Here is an 18,605-nt window from a genome sequence, read left to right as displayed (position 1 = left end):
CTTGCGAAGAGGCACACTGGTAAAATCCCGCAGTCGCGCGCTTCCGTTCCGGTCGAAAACCGGGGGTACGGTCCCTGAATGGGGGGGTACCCCTACCCTCGGGGTCGAGGGGTCGGAGGGTCGAGGGCGACGGCGCAGCGTTGGCTGACCTCGCCTACCCGCTCGCATGCCTTCAGCTCAACAGCTTGGCAGCCAGCGCTTCAATCCTCTGCGGCAGCGTCGTTCTGACTTCGCCCTGGAAAGCCTGAGCCGTCATCCCTTTGATCATCTCGGCGGGAATGAACACACCGGATCGTGCAAAGGTGTAATGCCTGCCGCTACTGCGATTGCGGAACATGACGTGGCCGTTGAATGCTGGCACGTTCTTCCGGTTCGGGAATACCCCACCGCGCATGAAAGCGCCGGGATAGAGCGTTCGCTTACCGAAAGGCTTTGCCACGACGCCCGCCTCGGTCTCTCTCGGCTGGAGATATTTCAGCCTGACGTTCCCGCCTCTCGATCGAAGATCATAGGCCAGCTCACCGGTGAAGGCTCGCTTCGTCTGGACTGCCCTACGGATAACCGCGCGCTCCAGGCCTGTGGCATTGGTGAGTTCGCGGACAACTTTCGTTCGCGCCCTGTCACCCACCTGGTTCATCAGCCGAGGCAAGGCCTTGGGAAACTTTTCATTGAGATCGCGCAGTTGGCGCTCAAAACGCCTAATACCGCGAACATCATCCCATGTGACGACAAGGTCCATGCCTGCAGCCATCACGCAAATCCCAGAAATGCAAAACCCGCCGTGCGTTTCCGCCAGCGGGTCGATTTTGAACCTTTTTCAGTGTGGTTAAGATACGTCAATCAACTGCCGCAACGCAAGAGGGTCGACCGAAGATTTCACGAAACGTTTTCAAAGGCTTGCAAATCCGCATGCATTTTTCTCTGCCTCACCCATGGCTGCCTATCCGGGCGGAAGGGCTGCAACTCGAAGCGCTTGAGTTGCGCCGGGAGTGCTTCAGAGAGCGAGAACAGCGCATCCTGCCATAGCTGCCAGTCTAAACGAGCCTGTGCGACGCCGGTCACGACACGATCCATCTCGAATTTCCGGTAAGCTCCGGGCATAGGCCTGCCCTTCTTGCGATCATAACCGTCAGCTTCAAACTCGTAGACGCGATTGAGACTGTCCTTCCGCTTCTGCTTCACGAACCAAGCTGGCTTTCCCCGGCGCATCTGCGTCGTAACCACAGGCATCTCACCGGTGAAATTAGGACCACGGCCAAGGACAGCATGCCGAGTGACCAATGTCACGACATACCGGCCCTGAGAACTAACCGCCCGGAACAAATCAGCCGCGATATCCGCCTCTGCCGCCAAGAGCGCCTGTCCGATCTCATCGAACTCGCCGGCCCAATCCAGAAACGGGTTCCAGCCAGCCGGGATATCGAAGTTCCCTCGCGCAGCAAGCTCCTGCACGGCCTCACCGACGACAAGCGCATCATGGTGAGGCGCGGTCGTCATGACGAAATCAGGAACAACGCCGTAGCAGTTCGGCGACCGGTCCACGATCTGGCCGAGAATGGCAGCCTCAGACATCATGCTCCAGGCGCTGCTGAACCCTTGGCCCAGAGCTTCCTCAACGCCGACCTTTGGCAGTTCCTGCGTGAAGGCCCAGTTCAAAAGCTCTTCAATCGACTTTTTCATGACAATCCCCATTCAGCGATAGTTTGCGATAGTTCTGCGATAGTTGTTGCGATAGTTTTTATTAATGTTTTCAGTCACTTCGATAGTTGCGATAGTTTTCCCTATTACATGAGGGATTTTTTAATCCCCCTTCCCCCGCTTTTTTCATGCATATAGCGCGCGAAAACTATCGCAACTATCGCAAGTCATTGATTTCATTCACCCCAAACCCCACCCCAACTGTCGCAAAACTGCCGCTAAAACTATCGCAACTGTCGCAAAATTCTCGCCAGTTCAGAGGCCCGCGGCGATAGCGGGTGGGGTTGCGGGGATCACGGGAAGTCATCAGGAAACGGCTCATCGGACGCAAAGCGGCCCGCAGGCGGCTCTGCCGCTTGTCCGGACGCATCAGGCACATCTCGCAGGCGGATGCCGTTGTAGAAGTGCAGACGCTGGCTGGTGTCCTTCTTGAACTTCTTGCCCATCGCGCGCCCGAAGACCGTCACGTTGATCGGCTTGCCGCCCTCGTCCTCGGTAAAGCGGCAATAAGCGGAATAGAGGTATTTTGCCTGTAACGGCTCCGCGTTTTCGTCGCGCACAATACATCGAGCAACGAAAGCCGACGTTCGGTCCATGTCGTCACGATAATCCTGAGTGGCGCTGCGCACAGCATCAGGAATGACTAACCCTTCTTTGAGGTAGATCTTAACTCCCTCGATCAACCAGTTGAGGATGCCGGGATATTCCTCGCGGAAATAGCCGATCATGTCCTCGAATTCGCGCCTCTCCTCGACCGGAACTTTCACGGGCCAATGAATGACCGCCATGCGTCGCCAAATACCATCGTCATTCCCGGTGATCTTGGGATAGCCGTTTCCGCTCATCATGACGACGAAGATCGGATCGAAATCCATGTATCCTGCGAAAAGGTCGCGCGCCGTGATCGTCTCGCCGCCGGTCAGCTCCTTGACAAGGTTCTCTTTCAGGTCCTCGCCTTCAGGAAGCTCCTTCACGCGTAACAGCCGCCGTCCGAGCAACCGGGCAAGGTCCGGTGAGGCCCCACCTGATGATCCGCTCTCGCCTATAAGACTGGTTGCCGGAAGCGTCACGGCCACCTCGCCGAGGATCCTGCAGATCGTCTCCATGTAGACGGATTTGCCGTTGGCACCATCACCATAGTGGAAGAACAGATATTGCACCGTGATCCCGACCAGGCCGAGGCCTGACGACACCTGCACCAAGCGGCGGACATCCTTGTCCGGCAGCATGTTTTCGAGAAAGCGAAGCCAGCGCGGGCATTTTGCACGAGGATTGTAATCCACCGGCGCGACATGCGTGATCAGGTCTGCACGTTTGTGGCCGCGAGAGGCTTTCAGGTTTGCTTCCACGCAGATATCTATGGTTTCCGGTACGTTCGGTGTCTCCTCCCGGCTTACAAATTTCGGGTTATCCCGTCGCTCCATCTTCCGCTCGAATGACAGCGTTGCATTGCCTGTGGCAAACTTCATCCGGTCCGAATTGAAATCATCCGGCGACCGGATCACATGCGGCGCGGCACAAGCGAGCGCCGCATTCATTCGAGCGATGTTCTTCGAGGACACGCCATGGTCCAGGCGGCGCTTCACGCGTTTGCCGAAGGCTTCCAGCGCCTTTTCCCGTGCGGCGATCAGCCGGCGCTTGGCGACATCGATCTCCTCGCCACGTTCATCGGCTTCCGCCGCAAGCTTTCCGGCATCAATATGCGACTGCTCGTCCTTGGTCGGCTTAATGTACAGCCGCTCAAGCATGATCCGGTCGCCGAGTTGCTGAGCGATCGCCAGCGCCTTCGGCCCACCATTGCTGATATCCCAATGAGTGCCGGTCCAGACGGCGAAGAGAGCTGCTTTCGCCTTTTCCTGAGAAACCACAAGCAGATCCTGACCGAAATGCTTCAGCAATCGCTTGCCATTGTCCGTGTCGGAATGGTCGAGACCGGCGCAGAATTCGAGGATCTGCTTGGCTTCCTCACCATCTGGCGGCTGAACATTCCCGTCGTCGACAGTTGAGCCGTCATCGTCGTGCGAGGGTGGGGTTTCGGGGTCATCAAGGCCACGCTGAAGCATAGCTTCCTGCATGATCTGCTTCAGCCCGTCGGGCATTTCTGTCGATAATGTCTGCTGCACTGTAAGTCTCTATCCCCGTTGTCCTGCAAAAAATCCCGCCCAGTCGGCACCTGGCGGCGGCCACCAGATGCCGATCGAGCGACCGTCGCGCGTCGCCCGGGCCTTTGCGCGCGCCATGGCATTGGCCGTAAAAAAGAAATCGCTGTCGCCATCGGCGAGCAGAACGAGGGCGTCGACATGGCCCGGTATCGCCACCGCATCGACATCTCCTGCCTTAGGAACAGGCCCCGGCACCATGACGCGCCGTGGACGGCCATTGCGGTCAGGCTTCACCTGATCAGGATGCGCGATCATCTTTTCGGCCTTGCCGGAAAGATTGCCGAGATCGCCGCCGGCGAAATAGAACGTATCCTCGCGGAACCCCTCGAAGCCTGCCATCGCTGCCACGTTCTCGATTCCTTCAGCACCGACCCAGCGTGCGGCCGCGAGGTCGCCAAGCACCGGAATGAGCGATCCAACCTTGGTGCCGCGCATCTTCTTTGTCGGATAAGCGACACCCTTCTCGTCCTTGCCGAGATCTGGCCGGAACTTCGGGCTGCAGCGCAAATCGATCCAGGTCTGGTGACAACCGGTCACCTGACCTTCAAGATTGATGAAAGGAGCAACCATGGCATAACCCACATATATCTCGGTCTGGTGACCACGATCGTCCTGCTTGTCGCTCCAATAGGTCAGTCTGGGATTGAAGCGGATATTGGAAAACATCGCGTCCGGCATGCGATAGCCGGTCCGGCGGCGTAGATACTCTCTCAGGTCATGATCGCCGTCAGCAGGAGCCTCACTTGCATTGAAATAAATGCCCCGTGCCTTCATCACGGCACGCTCGCGAAAAGCGTTTTGGTCCCGCTCTTCCTTTTCACGGTCGCGCTCGGCCGCTTCCAGCGCCGCCGTCATCCGCGCCTCGCGCGCTGCCCGCTTCTCATCGGTTTCGCCGGCGGCATCATCCGGTATGCTTTCATTCAGCAGAAGGGCGGACGCCTCCAGCAGTTCCGCACGGTCATGCAGGTCAAAGCCCCGCACATGCGCGACAAGCCCCAGGCCGTTTTTGCCGCCACCGCAATTCCGGCAATTCCACACGCCCTTGGTGGGGTTGACCGCAAAACGGTCTTTGCCGCCGCAGCGCGGGCACGGCATGCCGGCATCGAGTATCTTCGGCAGCTTCAGGCCAAGGGTTTTCGCAGCGCTCTTGACCGAGACCAGTGATGCTCGCTTGATGAAGTCGGAAACAACCTCGCTCATCGAACTTCCTCGCCGCAGGCCGCGCAATAAAATCGCTGGCCTTTGATCACCCAGCCGAACATGCGGGCGAAGAGGCTGCGATTGGAACCGCAAAAGCAGAGTTGCTTCGGGCATGTGTGGCAAGTCAGGATCATGGATGCGCGCTCCTGAATTCGAAGCCACGCGCCTCACTGGCGACAGAAAAGGTACCGCGCAAATCGGCGAGATCGCGTTCGTTCGCAATCCTCAACTGCCCCTTTGCAGTGAGCGCGTGTAGTACGAGGTCGAGATCTTCGGGCCAGCGAAAACGGTCCTGCGCGATGAACGGCGTGCCACGGGACCACCCACGCAGGTGGTAAGGGTTCGAGATGAAGCGCATGCGCTCGGATTTTCCAAAATCCAGACCGAATTCCTTGGCAGTCGCGTGGCACAGGAGCGCTGTCGGCGCAATGATCAGCAAAAGCTTCGACTTTTCCCTCATGACGCAAGCGCCTCGAGCGCGTCGTAAGCTGGCTCCGGAATACGGTAGGAGTGGCACTGCTGGGCGCAGCGGGCCATATCAGGGCGGAGGTTCCGCTCGTCGTCGGTCTGACGAAGCCGCTCCTGAATGAGCAACGCCATCTCGGTGCGCGTATGCGGCTGCATCTGCTCAAACTCTTTACGCGTCATCTCAAAATCACCGAAGGCGTGGAAACCCATCGTCAGCTCCATCTCGATTTGGTGGGAAATTTCTTGATTGTCGCGCTCTCGCTTGCGCGCTGTGCGGCCTGCGCCTGCACGAGCTCGTCGAACGTAATCACACCCTCCTGATCCGACATCTCCGCGAGCGCCTGCCGCAGGATCTCGCGTTCGGCCGCGTCACGCTTGTCAAGCCAGTCCGTGACACGGTCGAAATGCCGGCCGAAATCATCATCGAGCTTGACGGCCTGCCGCCGTTCCCGCCAGGTGATCTCCGCCAGCGAGACGACGCCTCGCTTCTGAGACCAGAAAGCCATGCAGGGCGTGCCATCTTCGAGCTTGGCAATCGTCTGCCAGTCGGTCATCACCAGAACCCAGCCCGGCAGCTGCGAAATCGCCATGCCGAAGATGGCTGGCGCGGCACGCTCTGGGCAGTCAGTGACGATGACGAGGCGGATCGGCTGGCTCACTCTGCAGCCTCCAGCAGATCGAACAGCGTCGGCATCGACATTTCGCGTGCAGCCGCTTCGACATATTTGCAGCCATCGAGGAAATAGGCCGGGTTGAGTTCGACGGCCCTGCCCTTGCGGCCGAGCTTCATGGCCCGGAAGGGTACGGTCATAAGCCCACCGAACGGGTCGAAGACGGTTTCCCCCTTCTCCGAATATCGGGCGATGCAGCGGTCGACGATATCGAACTGCAGGGGGCAAAGGTGCATTTCGCGACCCTGCTGCGCCTGGAGCGTGTTCATCGACAACATGCGTGTCACGTCCGTCCAGACATCGTCATGCTTGGAATGCGGCGGCAAAAGCATGAAGGTCGACGGCAACATGCCTCGCTCTTCCAGCGCCTCTGCAATCTTCACATGGTGCTCAAAATCATAGACTGCATCGAGGCTGTAAGCCTTCCACAGTTTGAAGATCTGATGAGCCTCAAGCCCCAAAAGCTCATCGGGCCGAAGCTGGCGATTGCCGGATGACGGCATGTAGGCATGCGCATCAAGCTGCCAGCGAGCGCGGGAATAGCCGTCGTCGTTGGTCCAGCCGGAATTCGGGCCGGATACCCATTCCTTCTTGTCCTTCTTCACCGGCTTGTCAGCATAACCATTCGAGGCATCGGAAGGCGGCTTGCGGAAGATCAGAAGATATTCCGGCAGGCCGTCACCCATGCGGCTGCCGTCCTTGCACTGCTCGGACCAGCCGAGCCGATAGGTCTGGTTGTTTTCCCGCACCACATCGGTGGTCACCGGCTTGCGCGAGATGAAGGCAAACCCATGCTTGCGGAAAGCCACCGTGCAGTCATCAGCGAAAGGATAGACGGTCTGGAAGCCGAGGCCGGTCATACCGCCCGGCACGATCCGGTCTTTCACATGTATGACAGCAACCCGGCCCGGCGCCAAAACGCGGTAGAGTTCGGGGATCAGGAAATCCATCTGTTGCCAGAAATGGCCGTTATCGTCCGTGTGTCCGAAATCAGCGTAGTTCGGCGAATATTCGTACTGGGTTGAGAACGGGATCGAGGTGACGATCAGATCAACACTGTTCTCAGCCATCGACCGGCATTCCGGCACGCAGTCGTTGTTGACCAGGCAATAGCCCTCTCCCGTCACTTCGATGCGCTCGACGCCCATGGCGCGCTGTAGGCTCGATGCCATGGCAGCAGCCGAAAGGCCGTATTCCTTGATGATGTCGGTCATGATGGCTCTCTGCTCGATATGGCGCCGCCATTTGGCCTGCAGGCTGTCTCGCACCGGCCGCTCGGCTTCGGTGTAGATCAGGTCGAGACGCACCTTGTGCGTCTGCAGGAACCGCTGGATGCGGTGCACGGCCTGGATGAAATCGTTGAATTTGAAGCCGATCCCGAGGAAAATCGCCCACCAGCAATGCCGCTGGAAATTGCAGCCTGACCCCATAATCGAGGCCTTGCCGGCAAGCTCCCGGATACGGCCATCGGAAAAGTCGATGATCGCCTGCTCACGCTGGTCGAGGTCCTGCGAACCATAGACGGTCACAACGCTGCGGATCGCCGCTTCAATCGCATGCCGCTCGGCTTCCAGATCGTGCCAGATCAGCCGATGAGCATCGGGATCCTCGGCACGGATTTCCATCATCTTGGCGACGCGAGCCGGCAGGCTCTCACGCTTCTCGCGAGCGGTATCTGAAAGCGACGCGGCCGCGTTGCGCAGCAACCGGCCCTGTCCGTTCTTCTCTTCACCTGCAGAGGCGTGATCGGCCGGGATTTCATGCCAGTTGATTTCCATCTCCGGCAGGTCATAACCCTCATCGGAAAAGCCGATATCGGACGGCTTTTCGACGAACAGACCCCAACTCGCAACCCACAGCCAGAACTCACGCTGCTTGTGCGGATGGATGGTCAGGCTGTCCGCCTTTTCCGAATTGCGCTTGAAGAACCGCGTCTTCGCCTGACCGATGTCCATCACCTCGAGGAACGCGGAATAGGCCAGAAGCTCGATAAACTCGTTCGGGCTCGGAGTGGCAGTCGCCACGAACTTGAACCGCACGCCCTCGAACAAGCGCATGAACTCGCGAAACGTCTTCGATCCACCTAAGCCGCGCAGGCATGAAGCCTCGTCTAGGCTCGCCACACCGAAATCGCGCGGATCGAGCTTGCCGTCGCGCACGGTCTCGTAGTTCGAAAGATAGATGCCGGTCTCGCCCGCCTCGCGGATCGAGCGGATAAACGTAACCGAAGGCACGCGCTCCGGATGGCCTTTCTGCCAGGCCGCAAGTTCTGCTCGCTGCGCATCTGTAATCTTCGGATGATCACCGGTCGCCAGCATTTGGCAATCGCGGCGGAATTCCTGCCGCACACCGAGTGGAATAACGATCAGGCCGCGTCCGCCGAAGCGAGCGAGCACGATGCGCACCAGTTCGATCTGGATGACGGTCTTTCCAAGCCCGAAGGCTGCAAAGATGGCGCGGCGGCCGCCGGCGCAAGCCCAAATGATGATCGCTCGATGATGCGGCAGCATGATCGGATTGATTTCGTAATCGGCGACTGTGAAGCCACCCTCGGGCGCCATCTGGATCTTGTTCGCAAGAAAGCTCTGGTAATCCATCAGGACGCCTCCGCCTGGTTACGCACGAGCTTCCAGCCGCGGCCCCAAATGGTTTCGATCGCGAAACCGTGAGGCGCTATCTTCTGGCGCAGGTGAGACATGAAGACGTCGAGAATATTGTAGCTACAGGGAGCGGCGCGACGATCGGCATAGAGCAGTCCACGAAGCTGGGCGCGGTTTGTGATCTCGCCCAGGCACAGATGACGAAAGATCGCCAGCTCCGACGGCGTAAGATGGCAGCCGGCCGGCGCGGAAATACCTGGGTTGAGAGCTTCTTCAAGCTGCCGCACCTTCTCGCGCAGCGTCGCGTTCTCATCGCGAAGTCGGGCGTTGATATCCATCAGCGGCCACCGCACCGTTTCGCGCCTGCATTCCTGACATGAGCTGCAGATTCGATGACGGCCATGGCGATCACATCCTCGATCGTGCCGTATTCGGTGACCGGGCCATGATCGCTGTCGACCACGTGAATGACCGTGACATCTGCCATGTTGTTTGCCGGATCGGGGTCGACAGGGCCGCGCTGCAGGTTCTGCACCGGATCACTCCCCAACGATCTTGAGCGGCGGCGAGTTATCGCCACCCTTCGCGATCACCTCGGCGTAACGGCTCATCTGCTCGGTAGATTCGTCGATTAGCTTCTGCAGATCTCTCATGCCCTGCCGAGCCTCTGCGACCGTCACCTTCAGATCGGAATAGGCGACCGACGCATTTCGCTGGTACTCGTTGGCGGCAGCGCCGATATCGAGCGAGCCGCGCAGGAGGCAGGTTCCGTCGCCCTGTATCTGTTCGGGGTCGGTAAGCTTGCAGCCGTGGAGACCGGCCATCACACGGGTGACGCAGGGATCGCCGCATTCGGCTTCGAGGCGCAGCACCGCCGGAAGAGGCAGAAGCTCGGTATCGCTATCAGCGTGGCACCGCCCAACCTGACTTTTAGACAGGGAGCAGATGACAGCCGCATCCTCGATGCCGCCGTTTTTCTTGATCAGCAGGCGGTTCGCGGCCTTCAGCTTGTGAAACCAGGCGTTGGTCAATGCTTCCTGCATAGCCTTCTCCAGACAATAGATTTCCCGCGCCGGGAAATTGCCCGCGCGTTTCCCATGGTGGGAAAGGTTCAAGTTTGAGAGTGTCAGCGCATCAGATCACGGCGGACCGCAGCACATGACAGGCGGCTCCAGTCCGCCACCAACAACGATGCGCCGATAGGCTGCTTCGAGACGAGAGGCACAGTTATGACCGATACCACCCTGAATTCGATGATCGCCGGCTTCACCGTGCTGGAGCAGATCGTCATCGACCTGACCCACCTTGTGAGCAGCGAGTTTCACGATGAGCGCAACGTTCGCGCCGGCATCGTCGACCACGTCCGGTTTCGCCTGGAAAGCCTGCAGAGGATCCCCAGCCGGGAAACGCAGTCCCTCGCCTGCATGGCGCTGGAGCATCTCGACCGGCTGGAGCCGCGAATTATGGGAGAGGATGTGAATGAAATTCTGCAATAGGAGCCTCATTCGGCAGCCTCCTTACTCTGCTCGGCTTCAATCCAATCCATAACCCTCTGGTAGGTTTTGATATTGAAGCCGGAGCCATTTCGAACACGAGCAAGGAATTTGCTGTCTCCCACCGAAGCGATACCAATGGCGGAGAGGCTCATCCCTGTGGCGGACGAAAAGTCCTCCGCAACCCGGATAAGGCTTGTCCTCACGTCGCTTTCGGAGATCACAAACTTTTTCATGCGGCTTTTATTCGGGATTTTTCCCGATTAGTCAAGGGACAATTCCCGATGGACGCGATATTTCCCGAAGTGGCAAAATTAGCCATGGAAACATCCCTACAAAAACGCTTAAAACTCCGAATGGACATGCTTGGCCTGAACGCCTATCAGACGGCCAAGAAGGCAGGTCTCGGCGACAGCTTTGTTCGTGACATCCTAAGGGGAAAGACCCGTAGCCCGAACGCCGAGAACTTGGCGAAGCTCGCGGTCGCCCTGGAAACCACGACAGACTGGTTCTACGGCCAAAGCGATGACGACAAGCCCTTGAAACGGGTCAAGTCGGTCGGAGGGCTCGACGTGGTTGGCAAAATACAGGCTGGAAACTGGGTCGACAGAAGCATCATCGACGATGATGTGGAGCGCGAAATCATTCCAGTCGCTCGCGACCCACGCTTTCCACACGCGCGGCAGTACGCTCTGGCCGTAATGGGAGACTCTATGGACAAAGAATTCCCCGAAGGAAGCTACGTCACCTGCGTTGATATGATCGACAGCGGGATGTCGCTAAAAGACGGCATGTTCGTGCATGTCGAGCGGCACAATGGCCCACTCGTCGAGATGACCTTGAAGGCTGTCGAACGCATTGACGGCATCCAGATGTTGGTCCCAAAAAGCTCTAATCCTCGTCATCAGCCCATCAAGCCGGAAGGTGATGACGGAACAGAGATCATCGTCAAAGGGCTGGTGACAGGGACCTACCGCCGAACGCTCTTCTGATTCGAAGAGCGAAGACGCAATTTCGGGATTTTTCCCAAAACACTATTGACGTCGGGATTTTTCCCGAATAACTTTCGCTGCATCCCGAAATGGAGATGCAGCGATGATCCGCTTCCAAAAAATTGAGATTGCCCCCAAGGCACCCGCGCCATGCTTTCGCTCGATCGCCGAGCGCATGGCCGATGACATGCGCGAACTGGCCTTCGCTGGCCAGAACGTATCGCCCGAGACGCTGGCAGCGCGCGGCTATTCCGCCGATGTCGTCAAGCGCATTGGCCCGAAGGCCGTGGCAATGGCCCGCCGCCAGTCGACGCGCCAGATTGCGGAGGCCTGATCTATGGCAACCGCTGTCATCACCGCCCTCAACCCACATCTTCAGGCCCGTCTGCTGCGTATTGAAGCCGATCCGCAGCTGAAATCGCGGATCGTCGAGTGCGTTGCCACCTACAACCGGGCACTTGCCTATGTCATGTCGGCGAGCGTCGTTTTCGCGATCGCCTTCTATGCCGCAACGAAGGTGTGATCCGTTGAACGCACCGGCCGTCATCAATCCTCTTGCCGCCGAACCGGTCTGGAGCTTCAACTCCGACGGTACGGTCTTCGATCTCGCCTCCCCGGCGGCCATAAGCGTCTGCTTCGTCGAAATGGCGAAGGCGCTTGCCGGTATCCGTCGCTTCAATGGGCGAGGCATCCCGGTCGCGCAGCACTCCGTTATGGGCGCGAAGGCGATCCTGAACGAGCGCGGCACGGCAATGGAAGCAGCGCTATTCCTGCTCCATGACGGGCATGAATGGGCCGTCGGCGACATCATCCGACCGACGCAAAAGCTCCTGTCCTGCAGCCTGGCGCATGCCTATGGCCGCCAGCACGCCGACACGATCGATTTCGCGATCGCCGCACTCAAGGCAGCATGGGATACGGCGATCTATAGTGCCGCCAAGCTGCCGCTTCCCGAGTTCTGGACAGCGCGCCAGAAGCGCGTCGTCAAGGACATGGACGATCGCATGTGTCGCGCCGAAGCTATCGACCTGTTCGGGCAGCGCGCCGCCTCGCAATTTCCTCACTCCGAACGTCCAAAGACCGTCGGCTCGATCCGCATCTGGGGACCGGCCAAGGCCGAGGAAGAGTTTGCCGGCCTGCTGCATCAGCTGGCCGGGGCGGAGACCATCGCACGTCATTCCGCCCTTGCGGCGATCAACCGGGGAGCCCGCGCATGAACCTCGATTTTCTCTCCAGGCTCAACAGCCTGCGTGTCGCCCTCGATGCGCTCGAAGTCAAACTCCCCCTGAGGGTCGCCACCAACGATGTCGGCTGCGTGCAGGACGCGGATGGTGAAGACGTGTTCGTCGTCGACGTCAACAATGAACGCGACGACGAGCAGGTGAAGGCTATCAGCACCATCATCGTGACGCTGGTCAACGCCGCCGCAGGTGTGGCGCCCAGCGCGGAAACCGTTCCTGCCGAAAGGAAGGTGGCGTGATGAGCGGCTTCAATTTCCGCGTCCACTTCGAGGACGGTCACAAGCTCAACATCCATGCGAAGGACAGCAGCGAGGCGACGAAGATCGCCAAGCGCAAGTACGACGGCATCATCACGAAGGTGAAGCTCATCCGCGAAAAGGTGGCTGCCTGATGGAAGTTCATGTCACCCCGATCAAGACCTTCGCCCTTTCCGGCAGAAAGCTTTGCCTGACCGATGAAGGTGGCACGCTGACGGGCGGTGTTCGCAAGGATTACAGCCCGCTGGAGCGGACCTTCTCGTCAGGCGCGGTCACCCTGATGGACGCAGACGGTGGAACCGCTGTCGACCCCGTCAACCTCGCGGCCGTGCTCGATTTCTGCGAGCGCATCGTCGAGGGCGACCAGAGGGCCATGACCCAGCCGGGTGCAGGCCTGATGCTGGCCTCCGCCTTCATCGCCATCGTTCTGACCTGGCCGGTTCCCTCCGAGCCTTCATCGACGGAGGCTGCGTAATGGCCGGCTCAGTTAACAAGGTCATTCTGCTCGGTCACTGTGGTGCCGACCCCGAAATCCGCCGAACCCAGGACGGCCGGCCGATCGCCACCATTCGCCTCGCGACGTCCGAGACCTGGCGCGACAAGAACAGCGGAGAGCGCCGGGAAAAGACCGAATGGCACTCGATCGTCATCTTCAATGAAGGCCTTTGCAAGGTCGTCGAGCAGTACGTGAAGAAAGGCTCGAAGATCTATGTCGAGGGTCAACTTCAGACCCGCAAGTGGCAGGACACCAACGGCAACGATCGGTACTCGACCGAGATCGTCCTGCAGGCCTTCAACGGCACGCTGACACTGCTCGATCGAGCCCAAGGCTCAGGCTACCAGCAGGGCGGCAATGGCGCCGAAGATTACGGCTACGACCCGGAACGCGCCGCCGGCGCATCCTCCAGCACGCAACGATCATCGTCCTCCGGCCGCTCGCCGGATCTTGATGACGACATTCCTTTTTAACGGAGAGAGAAGATGAAACTCATTCGAGACGTGCAGTCCCTCATGGGAATGCTGGAGGGCGGCGAGCTCAACGACGAAGCCTCTGCCATGCTTCAGGACATGCTCGCGAAGCTGCTCGAGCTGTCCAACGACCGCCCTAAGACGACATTCAAAGGCAAGATGAAGCTGACGATCAAGCTGGCCGTAAAGGACGGCATGGTCGAGATCGACGCAGAGCTTGCCCCTCCGGAAATGCCGAAGCTGCCGCGCAAGACCTCGGTCTACTGGGTCGTCGAAGGCGGCCGCCTGTCGACCGAGCATCCCCAGCAAAACGACATGTTCGGCGGTCCGCGCGAGATCGATCGCAACCGCTCCACCCTCACCTCCTGATCACTCTCCAGCCTGAAGGATTATCCGTATGGATCAGCTATCCGAAACTGCCGTGAAGGCTATTGCCGACCTCGCCCACCAGGCCGACGTCGTCACCATCAACATCGATCCGCCGGAAGTTCCCGGCCTTCCGAAGTCTATTCCGATCCTTCTCGATTCTACCAACGGCCAGGCGCGCAGCGTCAAGTCTCTGTTTGATGAATGGAGACAGAAGCCGGACCGCAAGGTCGGAACCGCTGTCGTCAACACGCTCGAAAGCTTCATCGATCTCGTCGACCGGCATAAGACCGAGCACAGCGCGATCTTTGCCGACATCGACTGGAAGAAGCCATCCCTGACCGGCGTGATCGACTATCATGACAACGTAAGCGGCGGCCCGGCAAACAACGGCAAACATCGGGTGCACTACCCGTTCCCGCTTTCTGAAGAGTGGCAGACGTGGGTGAAGTTCAACGGCGAGCCGATGGGTCAGGCAGAATTCGCCGAGTTTATCGAAGACCGTATCGCGGAACTAGCCACCCCCCACGAGGCCGAGGCTGTGGACTGGCAGGAAAAGCTCGGCGGCCGTGTCGCTCACCCCAACGAGATCTTCACCTTGTCCCGCGGGCTTAAGGTCAACGCGGAAACCCGCGTGGTCAACCAGGTGACCCTCGCTTCTGGCGAGGCTCAGATCACATTCGAGGAAGAGCACAGGGACCAGAACGGCCAGAAGCTGAACGTTCCGAGCCTTTTCATCATCAGACTGCCGCCGTTCTTCCGCGGCGAGGCCGTCCGCATCCCCGTTCGTCTCCGGTACCGCGTCAAGGCTGGCGCCCTCGTCTGGTTCTACCAGCTCTACCGACCGGATCAGTACATCACCGAGGAAGTTGAGCGCTCGCTTTCGCGCGCAGAAGCCGCAACCGAACTGCCTGCCTTCCAGGGCAAGCCGGAAATGCAGGCCTGAAACCCACTCAGGCGGCGCCCGTCGCGCCGCCTACCACCTCACCGGGGATTGCCATGTTCACCGCCAAGAAATCTGCCATTGCCGATGCCCTCAAGCTGGTGAGCGACGTTGTCGAGCGCCGCAACACAATCCCTATTCTGTCGAATGTTCTAATCGAGAATGCCGGCGGGCAGTTATCCGCACGCGTCAGCGATCTAGACACCGAAGCAACCATCCCATTGCGCGCCGAAGTAATGCCCACATTCAAACCGTTCACGGTGCAGGCTCATCTTCTGAGCGACATCATCAGAAAGCTTCCTGATGGCGTCGATGTCGTCGTAACCGAGGAAGACGACGCACTGAACGCCGTCACGGTGAAGGCTGGTCGTTCGAAGTTCCGGCTTCAGGTCCTGCCCGCCTCCGACTTTCCATCCATGGCTATGGGGGATCTTCCTTTCGTGCTGGAGCTGCCCGCTCAGGCACTCGCAAAGGCCATGGCATCGGTCAGCTTTGCCATCTCGACGGAAGAGACTCGTTACTACCTGAACGGAATCTATTTCCATCCTGCCGAGACCGGCATCAAGCTGGTTGCCACCGACGGGCATCGCCTTTCAAAGCAGTTCGTCCGGGCCGAAGACGTGCCGCAGGACATGCCTGGCATCATCGTGCCGAAGAAGACTGTCGAGACAGTGATGAAGCACCTGCCGAAGGACGGCAATGTCATGCTTCAGGTGTCCGACGCCAAGATCCGCCTGATCATTGGCGACATGGTTCTGTTGTCGAAGCTAATCGACGGCACCTTCCCCGAATATCAGCGCGTCATCCCGTCACACGATCGTTCGATCGAGCTTGAGGCCAAGCCTTTCTCGGCCGCGCTCGGACGCGTGACGACGGTCTCTTCGAAAGGCAGCGGCGTCAAGTTGCGCTTCGCAGAGGGCACTCTGAAGCTCACCGTAAACAATCCTGATGCCGGCAACGCCGAAGACGAGGTCGCCTTCGAGGGCGATGTCGAGATGGAGACCGGTTTCAACGGTCGCTACATGGCCGAAGCCCTCGACCGGCTTGGCGAAGGCACGATCCGGATGATGCTCGGCGAACCGGGATCACCCGCCGTGATGGCTGCCGACGGCGACCACGCCGAAAACCTCATCGTCCTGATGCCGATGCGTGTGTGAGGAGAGACGATATGTTGAAAGCAGCCAAGACTGTTGCGGCCAGGCGCGCCGACACCCTTTCGGTTTCCGATGCATTGCATGGACCATTCTCGGTCGAGGACTATCGTAACGTTCTCGCTGAGGCGAAAGACTACATCAGGTTCATCAATGCCTCCGACTACAGTGTCGTAGTGAGCCACATTGATCTGATCCTGTCCGCACCGCCTATTTTTTTGCCGTCCGACCCATCACCCTCGCAGCATTTGCGGGGCGACCCACTTCGAAAAGCGTTGGAGGAAATAGCCAGTTTTAGAGAGAAGGATGGTTCAGACATCGCAACCATCGAGTGGAACCGCGCTGGATGCTATGCGCGTGAAGTCGCAGAACGCGCCCTCGCATCTCCGTCCTCACCACAATCGAAACCGGAAGTCTGGCGGGACGGGCTTGGCCGCATAACGCCTAAGCCAGAACACGCCGACGCCGTGTTGGAGGATCTGGGTTACGATCCGACGCCCTCACCACAAGTGCCGGCGTTCTACGTCTCGCGCATGCCCGACTTTAAGAACGGCCCTGCCGAAGGCCTGGCGGCGTTGCAGAACCCTTCGCGGCTCGGATCTTTTCCGGCCTATGCCGCGCCCCAGCAACAAACGGACGGCCTGCCTCAGGACGTGATCAACCTTGTCATCGCGGCTCGTGAGTTCTGGGAACTTGCGATGGACGATAGCGACGAGAGTGCCTCGCTCGATGCTGCGCTGGAGGCCTTCTCCAGCCGCGTCCCTTACGACAACGAACCGGACGTGGTTCCATCGACCTCACCACATTTGCGGGGCGAAGAATGATCCGCGTCCTCGATCTTTTCAGCGCCGCGGCGGGCGGATGGTCGCTCGGTATGCATCGGGCAGGCTTCACCACTATGGCCGCTTGCGAGTTCGTCGAATGGCGGCGCGCCCTCTATTCCCAGAACAACCCGGGAGTGCCGGTTTACGATGATGTCCGAACCCTTTCAGCAGATCGACTTATTCGGGACGGTCACGGCCTTCCCGACGCCATCGTCGGAAGCCCGCCGTGCCAAGACATCAGCAGCGCCAACACCAAGGGCAAAGGCGTCGAAGGCGAGCGCAGCGGCCTCTACTTCGATGCGGTCCGCCTCGTCGGAGAATGCCGCCCTCGTTGGTTCGCTTTTGAAAACAGCTCTAATCTCCGAACTCGGGGAGCTGACGCCGTCCTCGCTGCGCTGGAAGCACTCGGCTACGCCTGCTGGACGTTCGTGGTTCGTGCTGGAGACGTTGGAGCCAACCACGAGCGCCCCAGGAGCTGGATCATCGGATGCGACCTCGATCAAGTTGCCGACGCCAATCGCGGGCAACAGTGGCGGCAACAAGGGCGGTGGAGCAGGCAGGGTTGGGCCGTATCGCCCGACCACCAAGACCATGATCCGGCAGAGCATGCTGCCGACCCCTATGGCGTCGGACGGGATGAAAGACGGAGCCGGCGGCGGGGCGGGATCGACCTATCCATTCCGCATGATACTTGCCGAAACCCTTCCGACCCCGACCAAGCGGGACAAGCGGATGGATGCATGGTCGCCAGCTTACGACAAGCGCAAATCACCCACGATGGACGCGGTGCTGGATGGGGCGATGACGGATCGAGCGTCCGACAAATGGCAGTATGCCCGGGAGATCGCGGCAACCCTGCAGAGTGGCGGGCTGACTGGTCAATCGATGAGCTTGCCGGTCACCTACAACTGGATGATGGGCTTTCCGCCTGGGTGGCTGGCACGCGCATTGCGCTCGGCACTCCAAAAGGGACTTCTGCAGCAAGTCTCATCGTCGAAGCGTTCGGAGACGCCGTCGTCCCGCAAATCCCCGAAGCAATAGGGCTGGCGATCCTCCGCACGGAGCGCGCCCTGGCCGAAGTCTATGGAAGGATCGCAGCATGACCGACAACCAGAACCCCGCCCGCCAGACGAGGGAGGTGGGGTCGACGCTATCGCTTTGGTCCGGTTGGGACCAAAGCAATCTGCCGTGGTCTCAGGCGAAGCACCAGGACGAGGTTTGCCGTGCCGTGTTCGGGCCATCATGGGCGATGGAAGATGCCACTGCCCTGATCGGCTTTATCGAACGCACATGGCCGCGAGAACCGGCGGAACCACGGCCATGAGAATTCTCGTTAAAGAGCGCGGCTATTTTCGCGGCACCCACAAAGGCGCAACGATCGAGATCGAGCGCGACCACGATTACCCTCAGCACAAATTCTACATCCGCGTTCGCTGGAAGGATGGCGGGCACCTTTACAACGGCTATTCGCCGGAAGGCGTCAACACCATGGCAGAGGCGAAACGCGAAGCAATCCGAGGAGCATGCCTATGACGCGTCGCCTTTGTAACTGGATAGCAATCTTCGCCGG

General features: G+C 59.4%; 28 protein-coding genes. 16 read left to right on the top strand and 12 right to left on the bottom strand.

Going from position 1 to position 18,605, the window contains the following annotated elements; all coding sequences use genetic code 11:
- Positions 1–172 precede the first annotated feature (172 nt).
- The 11 genes from MRBLMR1_RS24535 to MRBLMR1_RS24485 all read right to left on the bottom strand — a co-directional run bounded on the left by MRBLMR1_RS24535 (position 173) and on the right by MRBLMR1_RS24485 (position 9,842).
- Positions 173–751 carry a hypothetical protein gene (locus MRBLMR1_RS24535; protein ID WP_500066812.1) on the bottom strand — a complete coding sequence of 193 codons (579 nt, stop codon included), beginning with the start codon at positions 749–751 and terminating at the stop codon, positions 173–175.
- 125 nt (positions 752–876) lie between these two features.
- Entirely contained in the window at positions 877–1,680 is an 804-nt protein-coding gene (locus tag MRBLMR1_RS24530) for a hypothetical protein (protein WP_500066810.1), read from the bottom strand.
- A 311-nt stretch (positions 1,681–1,991) separates the two neighbouring features.
- Positions 1,992–3,821, bottom strand: a complete 1,830-nt coding sequence (locus MRBLMR1_RS24525) for a DNA primase family protein (RefSeq protein WP_500066808.1) — start codon at positions 3,819–3,821, stop codon at positions 1,992–1,994.
- A gap of 9 nt (positions 3,822–3,830) precedes the next feature.
- Positions 3,831–5,060 carry a DUF7146 domain-containing protein gene (locus MRBLMR1_RS24520; protein WP_500066806.1) on the bottom strand — a complete coding sequence of 410 codons (1,230 nt, stop codon included), beginning with the start codon at positions 5,058–5,060 and terminating at the stop codon, positions 3,831–3,833.
- Between the two features lie 130 nt (positions 5,061–5,190).
- Positions 5,191–5,520 carry a hypothetical protein gene (locus MRBLMR1_RS24515; RefSeq protein WP_500066804.1) on the bottom strand — a complete coding sequence of 110 codons (330 nt, stop codon included), beginning with the start codon at positions 5,518–5,520 and terminating at the stop codon, positions 5,191–5,193.
- Positions 5,517–5,738 carry a GIY-YIG nuclease family protein gene (locus MRBLMR1_RS24510; protein ID WP_500066802.1) on the bottom strand — a complete coding sequence of 74 codons (222 nt, stop codon included), beginning with the start codon at positions 5,736–5,738 and terminating at the stop codon, positions 5,517–5,519. The genes MRBLMR1_RS24515 and MRBLMR1_RS24510 overlap by 4 nt, the downstream gene beginning before the upstream one ends.
- A gap of 2 nt (positions 5,739–5,740) precedes the next feature.
- Entirely contained in the window at positions 5,741–6,187 is a 447-nt protein-coding gene (locus MRBLMR1_RS24505; RefSeq protein ID WP_500066800.1) for a hypothetical protein, read from the bottom strand.
- Positions 6,184–8,796, bottom strand: a complete 2,613-nt coding sequence (locus MRBLMR1_RS24500; protein ID WP_500066798.1) for a DNA methyltransferase — start codon at positions 8,794–8,796, stop codon at positions 6,184–6,186. The genes MRBLMR1_RS24505 and MRBLMR1_RS24500 overlap by 4 nt, the downstream gene beginning before the upstream one ends.
- Entirely contained in the window at positions 8,796–9,137 is a 342-nt protein-coding gene (locus MRBLMR1_RS24495) for a helix-turn-helix domain-containing protein (RefSeq protein WP_500066796.1), read from the bottom strand. The genes MRBLMR1_RS24500 and MRBLMR1_RS24495 overlap by 1 nt, the downstream gene beginning before the upstream one ends.
- Complete coding sequence (locus tag MRBLMR1_RS24490) at positions 9,137–9,334, bottom strand: hypothetical protein (RefSeq protein ID WP_500066794.1); 198 nt, start codon at positions 9,332–9,334, stop codon at positions 9,137–9,139. The genes MRBLMR1_RS24495 and MRBLMR1_RS24490 overlap by 1 nt, the downstream gene beginning before the upstream one ends.
- A 4-nt stretch (positions 9,335–9,338) precedes the next feature.
- Entirely contained in the window at positions 9,339–9,842 is a 504-nt protein-coding gene (locus MRBLMR1_RS24485; protein ID WP_500066792.1) for a hypothetical protein, read from the bottom strand.
- A gap of 186 nt (positions 9,843–10,028) precedes the next feature.
- Between MRBLMR1_RS24485 and MRBLMR1_RS24480 the strand changes: the two genes are divergently transcribed.
- Entirely contained in the window at positions 10,029–10,295 is a 267-nt protein-coding gene (locus MRBLMR1_RS24480; protein WP_500066790.1) for an immunoglobulin domain-containing protein, read from the top strand.
- Positions 10,296–10,300: 5 nt separating this feature from the next.
- On the opposite strand, the gene MRBLMR1_RS24475 is transcribed toward MRBLMR1_RS24480, so the two are convergent.
- Entirely contained in the window at positions 10,301–10,528 is a 228-nt protein-coding gene (locus tag MRBLMR1_RS24475; RefSeq protein WP_500066788.1) for a hypothetical protein, read from the bottom strand.
- Between the two features lie 48 nt (positions 10,529–10,576).
- Between MRBLMR1_RS24475 and MRBLMR1_RS24470 the strand changes: the two genes are divergently transcribed.
- The 15 genes from MRBLMR1_RS24470 to MRBLMR1_RS24400 all read left to right on the top strand — a co-directional run bounded on the left by MRBLMR1_RS24470 (position 10,577) and on the right by MRBLMR1_RS24400 (position 18,568).
- Positions 10,577–11,284, top strand: coding sequence for a LexA family protein (locus MRBLMR1_RS24470; protein WP_500066786.1), 708 nt, complete (start codon positions 10,577–10,579; stop codon positions 11,282–11,284).
- A 103-nt stretch (positions 11,285–11,387) separates the two neighbouring features.
- Positions 11,388–11,618, top strand: a complete 231-nt coding sequence (locus tag MRBLMR1_RS24465) for a hypothetical protein (RefSeq protein WP_500066784.1) — start codon at positions 11,388–11,390, stop codon at positions 11,616–11,618.
- 3 nt (positions 11,619–11,621) lie between these two features.
- On the top strand, positions 11,622–11,807 hold the full coding sequence (locus MRBLMR1_RS24460) for a hypothetical protein (RefSeq protein WP_500066782.1): 186 nt from the start codon (positions 11,622–11,624) through the stop codon (positions 11,805–11,807).
- 4 nt (positions 11,808–11,811) lie between these two features.
- Positions 11,812–12,501, top strand: coding sequence for a hypothetical protein (locus MRBLMR1_RS24455; protein ID WP_500066780.1), 690 nt, complete (start codon positions 11,812–11,814; stop codon positions 12,499–12,501).
- On the top strand, positions 12,498–12,764 hold the full coding sequence (locus tag MRBLMR1_RS24450; protein ID WP_500066779.1) for a hypothetical protein: 267 nt from the start codon (positions 12,498–12,500) through the stop codon (positions 12,762–12,764). The genes MRBLMR1_RS24455 and MRBLMR1_RS24450 overlap by 4 nt, the downstream gene beginning before the upstream one ends.
- Positions 12,764–12,916, top strand: a complete 153-nt coding sequence (locus MRBLMR1_RS24445) for a hypothetical protein (protein ID WP_500066777.1) — start codon at positions 12,764–12,766, stop codon at positions 12,914–12,916. The genes MRBLMR1_RS24450 and MRBLMR1_RS24445 overlap by 1 nt, the downstream gene beginning before the upstream one ends.
- Positions 12,916–13,257, top strand: coding sequence for a hypothetical protein (locus MRBLMR1_RS24440; RefSeq protein ID WP_500066775.1), 342 nt, complete (start codon positions 12,916–12,918; stop codon positions 13,255–13,257). The genes MRBLMR1_RS24445 and MRBLMR1_RS24440 overlap by 1 nt, the downstream gene beginning before the upstream one ends.
- The gene (locus MRBLMR1_RS24435) at positions 13,257–13,751 is read left to right on the top strand and encodes a single-stranded DNA-binding protein (protein WP_500066773.1); all 495 of its coding nucleotides are present in this window, start codon (positions 13,257–13,259) and stop codon (positions 13,749–13,751) included. Before MRBLMR1_RS24440 ends, MRBLMR1_RS24435 begins: the two co-directional genes overlap by 1 nt.
- 12 nt (positions 13,752–13,763) lie before the next feature.
- Positions 13,764–14,120 (top strand): YfdP family phage-associated protein, encoded by a 357-nt coding sequence (locus MRBLMR1_RS24430; RefSeq protein WP_500066771.1) that lies wholly within the window; start codon positions 13,764–13,766, stop codon positions 14,118–14,120.
- A gap of 28 nt (positions 14,121–14,148) precedes the next feature.
- Positions 14,149–15,063: a DUF2303 family protein gene (locus MRBLMR1_RS24425; protein WP_500066769.1), complete on the top strand. Its 915-nt coding sequence runs from the start codon at positions 14,149–14,151 to the stop codon at positions 15,061–15,063.
- 53 nt (positions 15,064–15,116) lie between these two features.
- The gene (gene dnaN / locus MRBLMR1_RS24420) at positions 15,117–16,217 is read left to right on the top strand and encodes a DNA polymerase III subunit beta (RefSeq protein ID WP_500066767.1); all 1,101 of its coding nucleotides are present in this window, start codon (positions 15,117–15,119) and stop codon (positions 16,215–16,217) included.
- A gap of 11 nt (positions 16,218–16,228) precedes the next feature.
- Positions 16,229–17,035: a hypothetical protein gene (locus MRBLMR1_RS24415; protein ID WP_500066765.1), complete on the top strand. Its 807-nt coding sequence runs from the start codon at positions 16,229–16,231 to the stop codon at positions 17,033–17,035.
- Positions 17,032–18,138 carry a DNA cytosine methyltransferase gene (locus MRBLMR1_RS24410; RefSeq protein ID WP_500066763.1) on the top strand — a complete coding sequence of 369 codons (1,107 nt, stop codon included), beginning with the start codon at positions 17,032–17,034 and terminating at the stop codon, positions 18,136–18,138. The genes MRBLMR1_RS24415 and MRBLMR1_RS24410 overlap by 4 nt, the downstream gene beginning before the upstream one ends.
- Complete coding sequence (locus tag MRBLMR1_RS24405; RefSeq protein WP_500066761.1) at positions 18,135–18,359, top strand: hypothetical protein; 225 nt, start codon at positions 18,135–18,137, stop codon at positions 18,357–18,359. The genes MRBLMR1_RS24410 and MRBLMR1_RS24405 overlap by 4 nt, the downstream gene beginning before the upstream one ends.
- Positions 18,356–18,568 (top strand): hypothetical protein, encoded by a 213-nt coding sequence (locus tag MRBLMR1_RS24400; protein WP_500066759.1) that lies wholly within the window; start codon positions 18,356–18,358, stop codon positions 18,566–18,568. The genes MRBLMR1_RS24405 and MRBLMR1_RS24400 overlap by 4 nt, the downstream gene beginning before the upstream one ends.
- The last annotated feature ends 37 nt before the right edge of the window (positions 18,569–18,605 follow it).

This window comes from Neorhizobium sp. LMR1-1-1.1, from assembly GCF_040675795.1.
Taxonomy (GTDB): Bacteria; Pseudomonadota; Alphaproteobacteria; order Rhizobiales; family Rhizobiaceae; genus Neorhizobium; species Neorhizobium cellulosilyticum.
The sequence above is the reverse complement of the archived record's forward strand: the minus strand, read 5'-3'. Positions and strand labels throughout refer to the sequence as shown.